The following is a 16,065-nucleotide window of genomic DNA, read 5'->3' as shown; positions in this document are numbered from 1 at the left end:
CTCCGGTTCGGGGTCGACGGGGCGGGAGGGTCAGCCCGCGGAGGGCGGCGGGGTGTCGGAGGGCGGCGGGGTGTGGTTCGCCGCCGGCGGCGGGGGGTCGCCGCCTCCGGGGCGGGGGCCGTAGGGTCCGCCGCCGGCCGCCGCGGGCGGCGGGCCGCCCGGCGCCCCCGGTCCTCCCGGCGTTCCCGGGACGCCCGGCGCCCCCGGGCGGCCCGGGGCCCCGCCGAACGTTCCAGGGGGCGGGGTGTGGCCCGGCGGCGGGCCCCAGCCCGGGGCTCCGGCGGGGGGCGCGCCCGGTGGCCTGCCGTGCGCGCCCGCTCGGGCCGGGGATTCGGCCGGACGCCGGACCGCGCCCAGGACCAGCAGCAAAAAGCCCGCCGCCAGCGCGACGTTCAGGACCGCGCTCAGGACGCTGATCACCGCGAACGGGACCTCCACGCCCAGGTGGATGTAGAGCTGCGGTGAGAGCAGGGGATCGCCCGCGCCGTCGAGCAGCATCAGCACCAGGCCGATCGCGGGCAGCACCCGCCGCCCCCGGGGAGCGAGGAACAGCAGGCCGAGCCCGAGCAGGGGAACGACGATGAAGGGGACGGACCATACGAAGGGCATCACGGGGCTGTGCATCGGTGCTTCCCGGCCTTCTTGGGATTCGCGTTCCGGTGAACCTACTCCACGGCGGTGACGGAACGCATCGGCCGGGTGATGCGGGGTGCTGGGGCGGCGCGTGGGGTCAGGCCCCGGGCCCGCCGGCCGGTCCGGCTCCGCCGCCGGAATGCCAACTAGGACCCGGGGCGCCGCCCGGCGGGTTCCATCGGCTTTCGGGCGGCGCGCCCGACGGACGGCCGCGGCGGGCCCCCGCGATGATCGCGATGAGCAGCAGCACCACCGAGGCGATGGTCAGCAGCGTGCTCAGGACGCTGTGCAGGGACGTGGCCGCCATGAGCGGGCCCAGGCCGCTGCCGTCGGGGGTGAAGTTGAGCATCCACACGTACCAGGTGACGTCCACCAGGGCGCGGAGGACGAGCAGCGCCCCGGCGGTGCGGATGAGCGCGCGCAGGTGCGGCGCGCGCCCCGCCCCCACCAAGGCGAGGACCCCCACCGCCGCGGTGGCCAGGGCGAGGATGAAGTAGACGGGGTCGAACGGCAGCGATTCCAGGGACAGCATGGGCGGACTCCGTATCCCGTCTAGCCGGCGGTGGGCGGCGGGTTGTCGCCGAAGGGCGGTCGCGGCGGGTGGCCGCCGGGCGCGGGCGGGCCGCCGGGCGCGGGCGGGCCGCCGGAGCCGGGCCGCGGACCGTCGGCGCCGGGCGGCCGATGCGGCGGAGTGGCGGGGCCGTACGGCCCGGCCGGCGGCGCACCGCGGGGTCCCGCCGGATAGGCGCCGGAGCCGGGCCGGCCGGGCGGGACGGCCGAGGCGGTGACCGGCGGGCGCCGGATGGCGGTGAGCACCAGGAGCAGCAGGGCCACGATCAGCAGCAGCCCGAGCAGGCTGCCCAGGATCCCGCCGACGGCCGGGTGGACCTCGACCGCCACCAGCGGCAGGAACATGGTGCCCACCCCGAAGACGAGGACGAGCGCCATGGCGATGGCGGGCAGCGTTCTGCGCCCGGACGGGATCAGCGGGGTAAGTGCCAGGCCCACCACGCCGAGCAGCACCAACGGCAGGTTCCAGAGCAACGAGGCGAACTGCGCCAGCATGGCGGACTCCCACTTCTCGGCGGTTGTCGTCCGACCAACCTAGCCGCCTCCGGCCGCACCCCACCAGGACGACGCCGCCGCTTGTGGACAATGCCCACCCGGTTTCCGACCACCTTCGCGGCCCGCCGCGCCCGTGCCCGGCGCCTCCCCACCGCCGCTCTGGCGTCCACCCGCGTCCAGGACCGGCACCCGGTTCGCCGCCGGGGCACGCGGGGGTGCGGCCCCGGCGTGTGCCGCCCCCGCGCCCCCGCAGCGTGCGTGGCGCCCGCCGCCCGGTCAGGCCGGCGGCAGCGGTTCGTGCGGCGCCTCGGGGTCGCGCGGCCCCCGGATGCGGCGGTCGGCCTCCGCGATCGCGACGTCGTTGATGCCGGCCTCCCGGCGGCGCATCAGCCCGTCGGGCGCGAACTCCCACTGCTCGTTGCCGTAGCTGCGCCACCACTGGCCGGCGGCGTCGTGCCACTCGTACTGGAACCGTACGGCGATGCGGTCGTCGGTGAACGCCCACAGCTCCTTGCGCAGCGCGTAGTCCAGCTCCCGCTCCCACTTGCGCCGCAGGAACGCCACGATCTCGTCGCGGCCGGTCAGGAACTCGTCGCGGTTGCGCCACCGCGAGTCGGGGGTGTAGGCGAGGGCCACGCGGTGCGGGTCGCGGGTGTTCCAGGCGTCCTCGGCCGCCTGGACCTTGCGCAGCGCGGTCTCGCGGGTGAACGGGGGTAGGGGCGGGCGGGTCATGCGGATACCTCCTGCTCGCGGTGCCGACCCCGGTACGGGTCGGGGTTGAACGTGGAGTACTCGGGCGGTCCCCAGCGCAGCGGCACGGCGCCGTCGATCTGCACCACGTGCTCCACCTCGAAGTCCACCACGCGCTGCGCGCCGGGCTCGGCGGCGGCCCGCTCCGGGTTCCAGTCGACCGACGCCCGGCCGGTCACCTGGAGTGTGGCGCCCCGCTCCCAGTCCAGGAACAGCAGTCCGGCGCGCGGGTCGAGTTCGAGGTTGCCCAGGGTCATGTACATGGAGTTGCCGGCGTAGTCGGGCCAGGACAGCCGGCGCTCGTCGGCGACCGCGACGAAGCCCGGGCGGCCGCCGCGGTGCGAGGCGTCGGCACCGAGGCCGGCGGCGTGGGTGGCGACGAAGAACGTGTCGGCCCCCGCGATCCACGCCCGCTGGGCGGGCGACAGCGCGGTGGACTCCGCGGCGGGGCGGGGCGCCGCGGCCTTTGGGGCGGCCTCGGCGCCGCGCGCCTGGATGTACTTGGGGCAGTTCGCGTACACCTGCTCGGTGCGGATCACCAGCCGGTCGCCCTCCTGCCGGGCCAGGCCGTTGACGCGCATCCGGCGGCGGCTCGCCGGTTCGATCGCCAGCACGCCGATCGGGTGCTCCTCGGCGAACAGCAAGGCCAGCGGGTCGCCGGGCACGGGCTCGCGCCGCGCCACCACGGTGCGGTCGTCGGGCGCCGTCACGAACCCGGGTTCGCCGGCCAGCGGGCCGGCCCACACGGCGCCGCGGGCGTCGGGGGCGCCGATCACCGCCAGGCGCTGCCTGCACAGGAAGTCGGCGGCGACGCGCGGCAGTGCCGCACCGACCTTGGCCGAGCCCCACGGCCGGTCGGGGAATTTCGCCCGCCGCTGCGCGATCCGTTCGCCTTCGTGGCGCACTGGTCCTCCTCGGGTGGGTGGTGCCGCGCGGGTCTAGAAGAACCCGCAGGTGGGTGAGCCGGGGGTGGGGGCGGGCGCGGTGTCGGCACCCGAGGGCGCGTAGATCTCCAGCCGGACGCCGTCGGGGTCGGTGAAGAACACGCCTCCGGAGGACGCGCCCTCGCCGTGGGGCACGATCCCGTCGTAGGCGAAGGTGACGCCCAGTCTGCGCAGCACGGCCTCGGCCTCGCGCACGGCGGCGATGTCGGGCACCTCGAAGGACAGGTGGTGCAGGCCGGGCCGGCCGGTGGGGAAGGCGCCGGCGCTCTGCTGCCACAGGGCGAGCGTCAGCGCGCCGTCGTCGCCGAGCAGGGCGAACCGCTGGTCGCCCTCGGTGCGCTCCGCCAGGACCTCCAGGCCGAACACCTCCCGGTAGAAGGCGGTGGAGCGCGCGAGGTCGGTGACGTTCAGGGCGACGTGTCCGGTTTTCATGGCGATGACACCTCTCCATATCTAATGGAAGAACCACATGAATCCATTAGTTCGATATGTCATCACGACAGCACTAACGCTGTCAACCCGTGCATCCATTAGGATCGGTCCGCGAAGGGGGGAGCCGTGCCCGACACGATCGCCGACCTGCTGCCGGAGGAGCCGCTGCCCGTCCGGCTGATGAACACCGTCTGGGCCGACCGCCGCGGCCGCCACGACGACCTCGCCGACACCGGCGGCCTGCGGGCGTGGCTGGAGCGCACCGGGCTCGCCGCGGCCCCCTCGGTGACCGCCGAGGACCTGGCCGCGTTCCGCCGGCTGCGCGCCGCCGCCCGCCGCGTCGCCGCCGACCTCACGGCCGACGACCGCCCGCCGGCCGGGGACCCGCCCGACGACCTCGGCACCGCGCTGGCCGACCTCAACGCCGACATGGCCGCATGCGCGCCCCGCCTGGTCGCCACCGGCGACGGCCTGGCCCTCCAGTGGCACCCCGGCCCCCGCGACGCCGACCGGGCCCGCGGCGAACTCGCCCTCGCCGCGGCGCGGCTGTTCAGCGGCGAGGACGCCGCCCTGCTGCGCGCCTGCCACGGGCCCGGCTGCGTGCTGTACTTCCGCAAGGACCACCCCCGCCGCGGGTGGTGCTCGGCCGGATGCGGCAACCGGGCGCGGGTGGCGCGCCACTACAGCCGCCACCGGCCGCCCCGGCAGGACTGAGCAGGACCCAGCGGGCGGGCCGGAGCGGGCCGGGCACGGCCGCCCGGGCGGCGGCGCCCCGCCCGGCGCGGGCGCTGTGCTGTGAGCGGATTCGGCCCACAGCAGAAGTACGGCGATGGCGCGCCCGGTCCTTCGGCAGGATGGGCCCATGCGCGTACTTGTTCTCGGTGGGACCGGATTCACCGGTCGACAGATCACCCGACGACTGCTGGACCGCGGCGACCGCGTGCTCGTGGTGCACCGGGGCCGCACCGCGGCGCCGCCCGAGGGCGCCGAGGAGCTGCGGACCGACCGCCGCGCCCTAGCCGAGCACGCCGACCGCGTCCGGGCCTTCGACCCCGAGGCCATCGTCGACGCCTACGCGCTGACCGGCGACGACGTGGACGCGGTGCTCCCCGTCCTGCCCCCCGTGCCCGCCGTGGTCCTCTCCAGCGCCGACGTCTACCTCGCCTTCACCGGCCTGCGGACCGGCCGCGAACTGGCGCCGCTGCCGATCGACGAGGACTCCCCCCTGCGCACCGACCGCCGCCCCTACCGCGGCGCGGGGCTGCCCGGGGTGCCCGAGGACTACGAGAAGCTCGACGTCGAGGAGCGCTGGCTGGCGCGCGGCGCGGTGGTGCTGCGCGCCCCTGTCGTCTACGGCCCGCACGACGCCCAGCGCCGCGAGGACGTCGTGCTGCGGCGGGTGCGCGCCAAGCGCGCCCGCATCCCGGTGGGGGCGGCCAACCTGCTGTGGTCGCGCCTGCACGTCGACGACCTGGCCGCGGCGGTCCTCGCCGCGCTGGACACCCGTGCCGCCGACGGCCAGGCGCTGAACGTGGCCGAGGCGCGCACCTGCTCGGTGGGCGGCTGGCTGCGCCAGATCCTCGACGCGGCGGAGTCCCCCGCCGAACTCGTGCGGGTGCCCGACTCCGCGCTGCCGCCCGACCTCGCGGCCACGGGCGCCTCGGCCCAGCACCTCCTGGTGTCCTCGGCGCGCGCCCAGGACCTGCTGGGCTGGCGGCCGGGCGACCCCGCCACCCGGGTCGCGGAGTCGGTGCGCTGGCACCTGGCGCACCCCTCGCCCGAGCCGTGGACCGAGGCGGACACGGCCGCCGACGACGCCGCGCTGGCCGCGGCCGACGGCTGATCCCGGGCGCCCCGGCCCCGCTCCCGGAACGCCGCCGCAAGGCCCTCGGAAAACCGGAACCGGCGGCCGCCCGCTGCCGGGCGGCCGCCGGTGGCGCGCCGCGCGCCCGCCGCTTCCCCCACGAGGGGTCAGCGGCGCGGCGCGGCGCCTACTCCCACTCGATGGTGCCCGGGGGCTTGCTCGTGATGTCGAGGGTGACGCGGTTGATCTCGCGGACCTCGTTGGTGATCCGGTTGGAGATGGTGGCCAGCACGTCGTAGGGCAGCCGCGACCAGTCGGCGGTCATGGCGTCCTCGCTGCTCACCGGGCGCAGCACCACCGGGTGCCCGTAGGTGCGGCCGTCGCCCTGCACGCCCACCGACCGCACGTCGGCCAGCAGCACGACCGGGCACTGCCAGATGTCGCGGTCCAGGCCGGCCCGGCTCAGCTCCTCGCGGGCGATGGCGTCGGCCTCGCGCAGGATGTCCAGGCGCTCGCGGGTGACCTCGCCGATGATGCGGATGCCCAGGCCCGGCCCGGGGAACGGCTGGCGCCACACCAGCTCGGGCGGCAGTCCCAGTTCCTCGCCGACGCGGCGGACCTCGTCCTTGAACAGCTCCCGCAGCGGCTCCACCAGCGCGAACTGAAGGTCGTCGGGCAGCCCGCCGACGTTGTGGTGGGACTTGATGTTGGCGGCGCCGGTGCCCCCGCCCGACTCCACCACGTCGGGGTAGAGGGTGCCCTGCACCAGGAACTCGACCGCGGTGTCGGCCTCGCCGGCCTCGGCCACGACCTCGCGCGCGGCCTGCTCGAAGACGCGGATGAACTCCCGGCCGATGATCTTGCGCTTCTCCTCGGGGTCGGTGACCCCGGCCAGCGCGCCCAGGAACCGCTCCTGGGCGTCGACCACCTTGAGCTTGGCGCCCGTGGCGGCCACGAAGTCCTTCTCGACCTGCTCGGCCTCGCCCTTGCGCAGCAGCCCGTGGTCGACGAACACGCAGGTGAGCCGGTCGCCGATGGCGCGCTGCATCAGGGCGCCGGCCACGGCGGAGTCGACGCCGCCGCTGAGCGCGCAGATGGCGCGCTTGTCGCCCACCTGGGCGCGGATGCGCTCCAGCTGCTCGTCGACGATGTTGACCATGGTCCAGGTGGGCCGGCAGCCCGCGCCCTCGTAGAGGAAGCGCCGCAGGACCTCCTGGCCGTGCTCGGAGTGCAGGACCTCGGGGTGGAACTGCACGCCGTAGAGCCCGCGCTCGGGGTCCTCCATGGCGGCGACGGGCGTGCTGGGCGTGCTGCCGACCGTGCGGAAGCCGGCCGGGGCCTCGGCCACGGAGTCGCCGTGGGACATCCACACGGTCTGCACGGCGGGCAGGCCGTTGAACAGCACGGACTCGGTGCCGGCCTGGAACTCGGTGCGCCCGAACTCGCTGCGGCCGGTCTTGGCGACGGTGCCGCCCAGCGCCTGCACCATGGCCTGGTAGCCGTAGCAGATGCCGAAGGTGGGCACGCCGGTCTCGAACAGGCTGCGCGGAGCCTGCGGCGCGCCGTCGGCGTAGACCGAGGACGGCCCGCCGGAGAGGATGATGGCCTTGGGCCGCTTGGCCAGCATCTCCTCGACCGGCATGGTGCAGGGGACGATCTCACTGTAGACGTGGCATTCGCGCACCCGCCGTGCGATGAGCTGGGCGTACTGCGCGCCGTAGTCCACGACGAGGACGGTGTCGAATGCGTGCTCGCCGGCGTCGGCAGGGGACACGGAACGGCCTTCCCGCAGGTGGAAACGTTGGTTTGGGCAGCTGGAACGCCACCCAGTCTAGGGCGTGGCGGCCCGGGCGGGGTCCGGGGCCGGCGGGCCGGGCCGTGGGACCCCGCACACGTCCGCGCACGTCCGCGCCCCCGGGCGCCTCGGCCGCGCGGGCCGCCGGTACCGTCCGGGCGCCGGGGCCGCCGGAGCGGGTCAGAACCCGGCCACCAGCACCGCGCGGTCGTCGGCGTGGTCGGTGGGCGTGGACCACGCCATCACCGTGGTGCACACGTCCTTGGGTGTGGGGTCGGCGAACCCGGTGAGCAGGGCCGCCAGCCGCGCCAGGCCGACGTCCAGCGACTCCCGGCGCTGCTCCACCACGCCGTCGGTGTAGCAGACGAGCAGGTCGCCGGGGTCCACACCGACCCGGGCGGTGCGGTGGGCCCCGCCCAGGGAGCAGCCCAGCGGCGGGTCGACCACCTCCTCCAGCCGCTCGCAGGCGCCGCCGGCGCGCCGCAGCATCGGCGGCACGTGGCCGGCGTTGGCGTAGGAGAGTTCGCGCGCGGCGGGGTCGTAGACGGCGTAGCACATGGTCGCCATGCTCGCCGGGAGGTAGGTGTCGACGTAGGCGTCGAGCCGCGCGGCCACCCGGTCGGGGCGGCGGCCATCGTCCAGCGCCGCCGCGCGCAGCACGCTGCGCAGCTGCGACATGACCGTCGCCTCCGACAGCCCGTGCCCGGCAACGTCGCCGATGACCAGGGCGATGTGGTCGCTGCCGGGAATGGGGAAGACGTCGTACCAGTCGCCGCCGACCTCCACGCCGTAGGCGGTGGGCGCGTACTGGGCGGCGACGTCGAGTTCGGCGGCGTCGACCCGCTCGGGCAGCAGGCTGCGCTGGAGGCCGAGCGCGATCTCGTGCTCGCGCTCCAGTTGGGCGCGCAGGTGGCGCTCGCGGTCGTTGGACACCGCCATGCGGCGCAGCCGCTCGCGGTCGAAGGTGGAGATTAGCCGGACCTGCACGACGGGCTCGCCCACGTCGGCCCAGGCGGCGCGGCTGCCGAACCCGTGGCAGCGGCGCGGGCGGCCCTCGGCGCCGATCAGCGCGAGGGCGCCGGCCATGGGCTCGCCCGAGCGGGCCCACCGCCACAGGGTGTCGCCGACCCGCTCGGGGCTGTCGGAGGTGAGGCGGTAGAGGTTGGCGCCGGTGACCACGGCGGGGAACAGCCGGCGCATGGCGGCGTTGTGGCCCAGGACCTCTCCCGAGAGCCCGACCAGCAGCATCGGTTCGCTGACCGCGCGGGTGATCGAACCGAACAGCTCACCGGCTAGCACGGCCGGTGCGGGCCGAGGGCGGGCGCGTCGGCGGTGTCGGCGGCCGGGGGCGGCGGGTCGAGGCGGTCGTAGTACTCGTTGCCGGGCGCGCCGTCGGCGGCCGGGCCGGGGCGCAGGTGGATGACGATGCGGCAGCGCGGGCTGCGCGCGGCGATGGTCTCGGACAGGTCGACCTTGGCGTAGCCCAGGTGGCGGGCCGTCATGGTGCCGAAGACGCTGGAGGTGAGCATGCACATCGCCTCGTTGCCGCGGACCTGGCCGCCAAAGGGGCAGGAGCGGTTGCCCAGGACGATGCGGTCGTCGTCGGCGGAGATGATGTAGACCTCGCCCTGGATGCGGCGGTAGAGGTCGACGAGGACCTCGGCGATCTGCTCGCGGTCGAACCGCGCGAGGTCGAGCTCGCGGGTGTAGAGGTCGCCCAGGGCGTCGCCGAGGCGCTGCCCGGCGAGCCCGATGTAGCCGGTGGCCTCCTCTCGGCCGATGACCTCCTCCAGCGAGGCGGTCAACTCGGTGACGAAGCGGCGCAGGAACACGTCGCTGGTCAGCGGAACTGCGGCTTTGGCTACTCGCATGGTCCCCTCCCTGGACTGCGAGGTGGCCGCCGCCGCGGTTCGGGGACGCGGGCGAGGTGGACGGCGGCGGCGTCGTGAGGCGAACGATACGCCCGCATGAATCCGGCTGCAGGAGTTTTCCACTTTTTACGGAACCGCGAACACGGCGCGGAGTTTCCGTGCGTTTCGGCGGACTCACCGGCGGTCACCGCCGCGCGTTCCGGGGCGCGGCGGGGTGCCGCCGGGCGCGGGACCGGGGCAAGGGCTGGGGGATCGCACGCGCGGGGCCTTCCGGGGAAAGGGCGCCCCGGCCGGGCGGCGGGCCGCCCGGCCGGGGCGCGGTCAGCGGATGCGGAACCGCTTCATCAGCCGGGCACTGGCCGTCATGACCGACGACAGGGTCTCGGCGTTCATGCCGGGGGTGCCGCCCAGCGAGACGAAGCGCTGGCTGGCGATGGTCTGGGACTCGGTGTAGCGCAGCAGGCCCTCCACGCCGTGGCGGCGGCCCAGTCCGGAGCGCTTCATGCCGCCCATGGGGGCGCCGTAGCTGGCCCACGCCGCGCCGTAGCCCTCGTTGACGTTGACCGTTCCGGCGTCGATGCGCTCGGCCAGGCGGCGCCCGCGCGCGGTGTCGCGGGTCCACACGCTGGCGTTGAGGCCGTAGTCGGTGGCGTTGGCGGCGTGCACGGCCTCGTCCTCGTCGCCGAAGGGGTAGACCGCCACCACCGGGCCGAAGGTCTCCTCGCCGCAGGCGGCCATGGTGGGCGCCACCCCCGCCAGCACGGTGGGCTCGTAGAACAGCGGGCCGATCTCGGTGCGGGGCCGGCCGCCGGCCAGCACCTCGGCGCCCTTGTCCCGGGCGTCGCGCACGTGGGCGTCGACCCGCTCGAACTGCCGGCGCAGGGTGAGGGAGCCCATGTCGGCGGAGTAGTCGAAGTCGGCGTTCAGCTCCATGCCGCGCACCGCGTCGGCGAAGCGCTCGGTGAACTCCGCGTAGCGCGACTCGTGGACATAGACCCGCTCCATCGAGATGCACAGCTGCCCGGCGTTGCTGAAGCAGGCCCGCTGCACGCCCTCGACGGTCCAGTCGAGGTCGGCGTCCTCGCACACGATGGCGGGGTTCTTGCCGCCCAGCTCGGCCGAGCAGCCGATGAGGCGGGCGGCGGCGCGCTGGGCGATGGCGGCGCCCACGGGCGAGGACCCGGTGAAGGCGACGTAGTCGGCGTTGTCGATCAGCGCGTCGCCGATCTCGGCGGGCTCGCCCAGCACCGGGATCCACAGGTCCTCGGGCAGGCCGGCCTCGACGGCGACGTCGATGGCCCACAGCGCGCTGAGCGCGGTCTGGGTGTCGGGCTTGGCGACCACGGCGTTGCCGGCCAGCAGCGCGGGCACGGCGTCGCTGACGGGCAGCGCGAGCGGGTAGTTCCACGGGCTGATGACGCTGACCACGCCCTTGGGGCGCCGGTGGAAGTAGGTGCGGGTGGCGCCGGGCACCGCGCCGGGGGTGCGCTCGCGGCGCAGCAGGCGGGGCGCGCGCCGGGCGTAGTGCAGGGTGCCGCCGGCGGCGTCGTAGACCTCCTCGAAGGCGTGCCGGCGGGCCTTGCCGGTCTCCCACTGGATGATGTCGAGGATCTCGCGCTGGCGGGAGAGCACCAGGTCGTGGAAGCGCACGAACGGCTCGGCGCGCTCGCGGGGGGTCAGCGCGGCCCACCGGCGCTGTGCGGCGCGGGCGCGCTCGAAGGCGCCGGCCACGTCGGCCGCGGTGGACTGCGGGAGCGCGGCGACGGGTTCGCCGGTGAAGGGGGCGGTGGTGGTCGTGGTGCGGGCCGGATCCGCGGCGACACGCCCGGTCAGGCGGGGAAGGGCGGCCTCGACCGCCGCACGCGTGGTAAACCCGCTCAACCCGCGCAAGCCGCTCTTACGTTGCATAGCGGTCGTCATGCCGGGAGCGTAATGCGGCGCGGGCCACCTTGACTACCCGTGAGTAACCAAGTTTTTCCGGTTATCGGCCGGAGTGCCGGGGAGGACTTCCGTGGGCCTTCGGCGGCGGTGCGCGCGCCGGCACGGCGCGCCGGCCGGGCCCGTGGACCGGGTGAAGGGATTCCGGGGCGCCGCGAGGAGACGTCCTCGGCCCCCGTGGCGGGAGGCTGCGATGTCGCACACCGAGAACACCACTGTCGCGATCGCGGGCGGAGGACCGGCCGGGATCATGCTGGGGCTGCTGCTGGCCCGCGCGGGCGTGGACGCCACCGTGCTGGAGAAGCACGCCGACTTCCTGCGCGACTTCCGCGGCGACACCGTGCATCCCTCGACCCTGCAGGTCCTGGACGAACTGGGGCTGGCCGAGGACCTGGAGCGCCGCCCGCACCGCAAGGTCACCACCATCACGGCGGCGCGCGGCGGGCGCGCGATCATCGACGCCGACCTCGACGAACTGCCGGGCCGCTACCGGCACATCGCGATGATGCCCCAGTGGGACTTCCTCGACATGCTCGCCGACCACGCGCGGACCTACCCCGGCTTCCGGCTGCTGATGAACACCGAGGCCACCGGGCTGATCGAGCAGGACGGCGCGGTGCGCGGACTGCGCTACCGGCGGCGCGACCCCGAGGGCGGCGAGCCCGGCCCCGAGCTGCCGCTGCGGGCGGTGCTGACGGTGGCCGCCGACGGCCGCGACTCCCGCGTGCGCGACGCCGCCGGGATGGTGCCCGCCGAACTGGGCGCCCCCATGGACGTGCTGTGGCTGCGTGTGCGGCGCGCCCCGGCCGGGGAGTCCGGCCTCAACGGCAGCCTGGGCGAGGGCCGGATGGCGGTGGCCATCGACCGCGGCGACTACTGGCAGGTGGCCTACCTCATCCCCAAGGGCGGCTACGACCAGGTGCGGGCCGGGGCCATCCGCGACTTCCAGGACAGCCTGCTGGAGCTGCTGCCGTTCCTGGGCGAGGACGCCGTCCGCGAGGTGGACGACTGGTCCCAGGTGGCGTTCCTCAACGTCAGCTCCGGCCGGCTGCGCCGCTGGTACCGGCCGGGCATGCTGGCCATCGGCGACGCCGCCCACACCATGACCCCCGTCGGGGGCGTGGGGATCAACCTGGCGGTGCAGGACGCGGTGGCGACGGCCAACCTGCTGGCGCGGCCGCTGCTGGAGGCCCAGAGCGACCCCGACCGCTACGCCAAGACGCTCAACCCCGAACTGCTGGCCCAGGTGCAGCGCCGCCGCTGGATGCCCACGGTCGGCACCCAGGCGATCCAGCAGCTGCTCCAGCGCCAGGTCATCGGGCGGGTGCTCAGCGGGAGCGAGCGGCTGCCGCTGCCGCTGCGGCTGGCGGCGGGCACCCACGCGTGGTCCCAGCTGGTGGCGCGGGTGATGGCCACCGGACTGCGGCCCGAGCACGTGCGGCCCCCCGCCGTCGCCGGTAGCGGACCCGCCTGAACCGGCGCGAAGCGAACGACCGCGCATCCGGCCGGCGGACCCGCCGGACCCCCGCGGGAGCAGCGGCCGGGCGGGTCAGGAGTCCCCGGCGAACCCCCGCGGGTTGGCGGACTGCCAGCGCCAGGAGTCGGCGCACGCCTCGGCCACGGTGCGCTTGGCGCTCCAGCCGAGGTCGCGCCGCGCGGCCGAGGCGTCGGCGTAGCACTCGGCGATGTCGCCGGGGCGGCGGTCGACCACCTCGAAGGGCACCGGCCGGCCCGTGGCGGCCTCGAACGCCGCGATCGCCTGGAGCACCGAGACGCCCTCGCCGGAGCCGAGGTTGTAGGCCCTGAACCCCGGCATGTCGCCCAGGTGCTCCAGCGCCGCGACGTGGCCCTGGGCGAGGTCGACCACGTGCAGGTAGTCGCGCACGCCGGTGCCGTCGGGCGTGGGGTAGTCGGCGCCGAACACGCGCAGCCGGTCGCGCCGGCCGGCGGCCACCTGGGCGATGTAGGGGAAGAGGTTGTTGGGCGTGCCCTGGGGGTCCTCGCCGATGAGGCCGGTGGGGTGGGCGCCGATCGGGTTGAAGTAGCGCAGGGCGACGGTGTGCCAGTCCGGGCGCGCGGCGGCGAGGTCGGCCAGGATCCGCTCGGCGAACAGCTTGGTCGCGCCGTAGGGGTTGGCCGCCGACAGCGGCATGTCCTCGGTGATGGGCACCCGGGCGGGGTCGCCGTAGACGGTCGCCGAGGAGCTGAACACCATGCGCCGCACCCCGTGGGCCTCCATGGCCTCGCACAGGGCGAGCAGGGAGTCGAGGTTGTTGCGGTAGTACAGCAGCGGCTTCTCGGTGGACTCCCCCACGGCCTTCAGGCCCGCGCAGTGGACCACCGCGTCGAAGGCGTGCTCGGAGAACACCGCGTCGAGGCGCTCGCGGTCGGCGCAGTCGCCGGCCACCACCGGGACGGCCCGGCCGGTGATGCGCTCGACGCGCGTCACGGCCTCGGGGCGGCTGTTGGTGAACGCGTCGAGCAGGACGACGTCGTGGCCGGCGCTGACCAGCTCAACGGCGATGTGCGAGCCGATGTAGCCGGCGCCACCGGTGAGCAGCACGTTCATGGGACTCCACCAGTGTCGAACGACGCGTCCGCCCACGTCGCGGACGCACCCAGCAGCATATGCGCGGGCGGGGGCCGCGGTGGCGCGCCGCTCCCGGGGCGGTCGGCCCGGGCGGGCCGGCCGCCCCGCCCTCACTCGCGGACGGCCGCCACCGCCGGGGCTGCGGGGGCGGCGCCCGCGCGCCGGTCCAGCGCGGCCGCGGCCACGGCCAGGACCAGCGCGCCGAGCGGCAGGAGCGCGCCGATCCAGTTGGGCGCGGTCAAACCGAGACCGCCGGCGATGGCGGCCCCGCCCAGCCACGCGCCCAGGGCGTTGCCGAGGTTGAAGAACCCGATGTTGAGGGCCGAGGCGAGCGTGGGAGCGTGGGCGGCCTTGTCCATGACGCGCATCTGCAGCGGCGGCACCGTGGCGAACCCGAAGGCGCCGACGAGGAAGACCAGCACGAGCGAGGCGGCCTGGCTGTGCGCGCCCCAGGTGAAGGCCAGCAGCGTGGCCGCCAGAGCGACCAGCGCGCCCAGCAGCAGCGGCATCGGCGCGCGGTCGGCGATCCGGCCGCCCGCCGCGTTGCCCACGACCATGCCCAGGCCGAACAGCACCAGCACCCACGTGACCGCCGACTCGGAGAACCCGGCCACCTCCACCATCATCGGCGCCAGGTAGGTGACGGAGACGAACACCCCGCCGAAGCCCAGCACGGTCATGCCCATGGCCAGCAGCACCTGGGGGTCGGCGAGGGCGGCGAACTCGGGGCGGACGCGGGCACCGGCGGGCCGCTCGCCGCGCTTCACGAGCGCCAGGACGCCGATGAGGCCGACGACGCCGACCAGCGCGATGACGGCGAAGGTCGCGCGCCAGCTCAGGGCCTCGCCCAGCAGGGTGCCGGCGGGCACCCCGACGACGTTGGCCACGGTGAGGCCGGTGAACATGAACGCGATGGCGCCCGCGCGGCGGGCGGGGGCGACCAGCCCGGCGGCCACGACGGCGCCGATGCCGAAGAACGCCCCGTGGGTGAACGAGGCGATGACGCGGCCGGCCAGGACCGCTCCGAAGGTGGGCGCCAGCGCGGTGACGAGGTTGCCCGCCACGAACAGCACCATGAGGGCGGCCAGCATCCGCCTGCGCTCGACCCGGGTGCCCAGGACGGTCGTCAGGCGCGCCGACGAAGACTCCGGCGGCGTAGACGGTGGCGATGTAGCCGGCGGTGGAGACGGACACGCCGAACTCCTCGGCTATGCCCGGCAGGACGCCGGTGACGACGAACTCGGTCGTGCCGATACCGAAGGCGCAGACGGCCAGCGCCCAGAGTGCCAGAGGCATGGAGGTTCCCTTGTTGCACGGGCCGGTAGACAGCTCGGACAATATATGCACACGCTGTTAGTTGCAAGCGCCTGATATTGCACGCGGGGGTATCCTGGCGGTGAGCGCCGACACACCCGGCGCCCCTCGCTTTGCCGCACGCCCAAGGAGGTCCGGCCATGGACGCCCCCGCACCCGCCCCCACCGAGGGCGGCGGCCCCCCGACGGTGCTGGCCCAGCGGTGGTGCGCGCTGTCGGTCCTCCACGACACCATCGAGACCCGCGTCGAGCGCGCGCTCCAGGACGGGCACGGGATCAGCACGCGCGAGTACTCCGTGCTGGTGGCGCTGAGCGCGCGCGACGAGGGCAAGATGCGCATGAGCGAACTCTCGGAGGTGGTCGTGCTCAGCCAGAGCGCCACCACCCGGCTGGTCAACCGCCTGGAGGGGCGGGGCCTGCTGGAGCGCCGGCTGTGCGCCGACGACCGGCGCGGCATCTACACCGCCCTCACCGAGGCCGGCCGCCGCCTCCTGGCCGAGGCCCGACCCACCAACGACGCCGCCCTGGACGAGGCCTTGGAACACGCCCAGCGCAACCCGGCCCTGGCACCGCTGGCGGCCGTCCTGCGCGAGGCACCCGCCTCCGCCTGAAGGGCCCCGCCCCGCGTGCGCCGCACCGGGGAGGCCCGCGGCACGTCGCGGCGCGCACGGCGACGGCGGTGGAAAATCCCGCTCTCCGGAAAAGGACGCAGGTCCTCAATTGGACATCCGCCGCCGCGGGGGCGTCTGGCGTTTTGGCCAATGGGGTGACGGAGAACACGCGCGGTTCTCCATTTATCAGTGCATAACGGAAAAATGGGCCGCCGCCCGTGCGGTCGCCACGGGATTGTCCGCGCCCGCGCCCTCACCCGCGCAGCGGGCGCGCGGGCCGGGCCCCGCGGCGCGTCCCCGGCCGCACGGCCGAGGAGG

General features: G+C 75.2%; 15 protein-coding genes and 1 pseudogene. 4 read left to right on the top strand and 12 right to left on the bottom strand.

Annotated elements, in window-relative coordinates:
* Positions 1–30 precede the first annotated feature (30 nt).
* The 6 genes from HNR12_RS19275 to HNR12_RS19250 form a co-directional block, all read right to left on the bottom strand.
* Positions 31–624 carry a hypothetical protein gene (locus HNR12_RS19275; RefSeq protein WP_179768920.1) on the bottom strand — a complete coding sequence of 198 codons (594 nt, stop codon included), beginning with the start codon at positions 622–624 and terminating at the stop codon, positions 31–33.
* Between the two features lie 106 nt (positions 625–730).
* A complete protein-coding gene (locus HNR12_RS19270) occupies positions 731–1,165 on the bottom strand; it encodes a hypothetical protein (protein ID WP_179768919.1) in 435 nt (144 codons plus the stop codon).
* Positions 1,166–1,185: 20 nt separating this feature from the next.
* Entirely contained in the window at positions 1,186–1,698 is a 513-nt protein-coding gene (locus HNR12_RS19265) for a hypothetical protein (RefSeq protein ID WP_179768918.1), read from the bottom strand.
* A 276-nt stretch (positions 1,699–1,974) separates the two neighbouring features.
* Complete coding sequence (locus tag HNR12_RS19260) at positions 1,975–2,430, bottom strand: nuclear transport factor 2 family protein (RefSeq protein WP_217781833.1); 456 nt, start codon at positions 2,428–2,430, stop codon at positions 1,975–1,977.
* Positions 2,427–3,353: a pyridoxamine 5'-phosphate oxidase family protein gene (locus tag HNR12_RS19255; RefSeq protein WP_179768917.1), complete on the bottom strand. Its 927-nt coding sequence runs from the start codon at positions 3,351–3,353 to the stop codon at positions 2,427–2,429. Before HNR12_RS19255 ends, HNR12_RS19260 begins: the two co-directional genes overlap by 4 nt.
* A gap of 33 nt (positions 3,354–3,386) precedes the next feature.
* On the bottom strand, positions 3,387–3,824 hold the full coding sequence (locus HNR12_RS19250; protein WP_179768916.1) for a VOC family protein: 438 nt from the start codon (positions 3,822–3,824) through the stop codon (positions 3,387–3,389).
* Positions 3,825–3,950: 126 nt separating this feature from the next.
* On the opposite strand from HNR12_RS19250, the gene HNR12_RS28620 reads away from it, so the two are divergent.
* On the top strand, positions 3,951–4,538 hold the full coding sequence (locus HNR12_RS28620; protein WP_308118549.1) for a CGNR zinc finger domain-containing protein: 588 nt from the start codon (positions 3,951–3,953) through the stop codon (positions 4,536–4,538).
* 148 nt (positions 4,539–4,686) lie between these two features.
* A complete protein-coding gene (locus HNR12_RS19240; RefSeq protein WP_179768915.1) occupies positions 4,687–5,667 on the top strand; it encodes an NAD-dependent epimerase/dehydratase family protein in 981 nt (326 codons plus the stop codon).
* A gap of 148 nt (positions 5,668–5,815) precedes the next feature.
* On the opposite strand, the gene guaA is transcribed toward HNR12_RS19240, so the two are convergent.
* The 4 genes from guaA to HNR12_RS19220 all read right to left on the bottom strand — a co-directional run bounded on the left by guaA (position 5,816) and on the right by HNR12_RS19220 (position 11,202).
* On the bottom strand, positions 5,816–7,402 hold the full coding sequence (guaA, locus tag HNR12_RS19235; protein ID WP_179768914.1) for a glutamine-hydrolyzing GMP synthase: 1,587 nt from the start codon (positions 7,400–7,402) through the stop codon (positions 5,816–5,818).
* Between the two features lie 201 nt (positions 7,403–7,603).
* Positions 7,604–8,722, bottom strand: a complete 1,119-nt coding sequence (locus tag HNR12_RS19230; RefSeq protein ID WP_179768913.1) for a PP2C family protein-serine/threonine phosphatase — start codon at positions 8,720–8,722, stop codon at positions 7,604–7,606.
* On the bottom strand, positions 8,716–9,294 hold the full coding sequence (locus HNR12_RS19225) for a methanogen output domain 1-containing protein (RefSeq protein WP_218901981.1): 579 nt from the start codon (positions 9,292–9,294) through the stop codon (positions 8,716–8,718). Before HNR12_RS19225 ends, HNR12_RS19230 begins: the two co-directional genes overlap by 7 nt.
* 321 nt (positions 9,295–9,615) lie before the next feature.
* Positions 9,616–11,202, bottom strand: a complete 1,587-nt coding sequence (locus tag HNR12_RS19220; RefSeq protein ID WP_179770723.1) for a succinic semialdehyde dehydrogenase — start codon at positions 11,200–11,202, stop codon at positions 9,616–9,618.
* Between the two features lie 223 nt (positions 11,203–11,425).
* On the opposite strand from HNR12_RS19220, the gene HNR12_RS19215 reads away from it, so the two are divergent.
* Entirely contained in the window at positions 11,426–12,706 is a 1,281-nt protein-coding gene (locus tag HNR12_RS19215) for an FAD-dependent oxidoreductase (RefSeq protein WP_179768912.1), read from the top strand.
* A 75-nt stretch (positions 12,707–12,781) separates the two neighbouring features.
* Here the strand turns inward: HNR12_RS19215 and galE are convergent, their stop codons facing one another.
* Both galE and HNR12_RS19205 read right to left on the bottom strand, forming a co-directional pair.
* The gene (gene galE, locus HNR12_RS19210; protein WP_179768911.1) at positions 12,782–13,801 is read right to left on the bottom strand and encodes a UDP-glucose 4-epimerase GalE; all 1,020 of its coding nucleotides are present in this window, start codon (positions 13,799–13,801) and stop codon (positions 12,782–12,784) included.
* 131 nt (positions 13,802–13,932) lie between these two features.
* Positions 13,933–15,118 (bottom strand): annotated as a pseudogene (locus tag HNR12_RS19205) (MFS transporter).
* 158 nt (positions 15,119–15,276) lie between these two features.
* Between HNR12_RS19205 and HNR12_RS19200 the strand changes: the two are divergent.
* Positions 15,277–15,747, top strand: a complete 471-nt coding sequence (locus tag HNR12_RS19200) for a MarR family winged helix-turn-helix transcriptional regulator (protein ID WP_179768910.1) — start codon at positions 15,277–15,279, stop codon at positions 15,745–15,747.
* Positions 15,748–16,065 lie beyond the last annotated feature (318 nt).

Origin of the sequence: Streptomonospora nanhaiensis (assembly GCF_013410565.1) — a bacterium.
In the GTDB taxonomy this organism is placed as follows: Bacteria; Actinomycetota; Actinomycetes; order Streptosporangiales; family Streptosporangiaceae; genus Streptomonospora; species Streptomonospora nanhaiensis.
The sequence above is the reverse complement of the archived record's forward strand: the minus strand, read 5'-3'. Positions and strand labels throughout refer to the sequence as shown.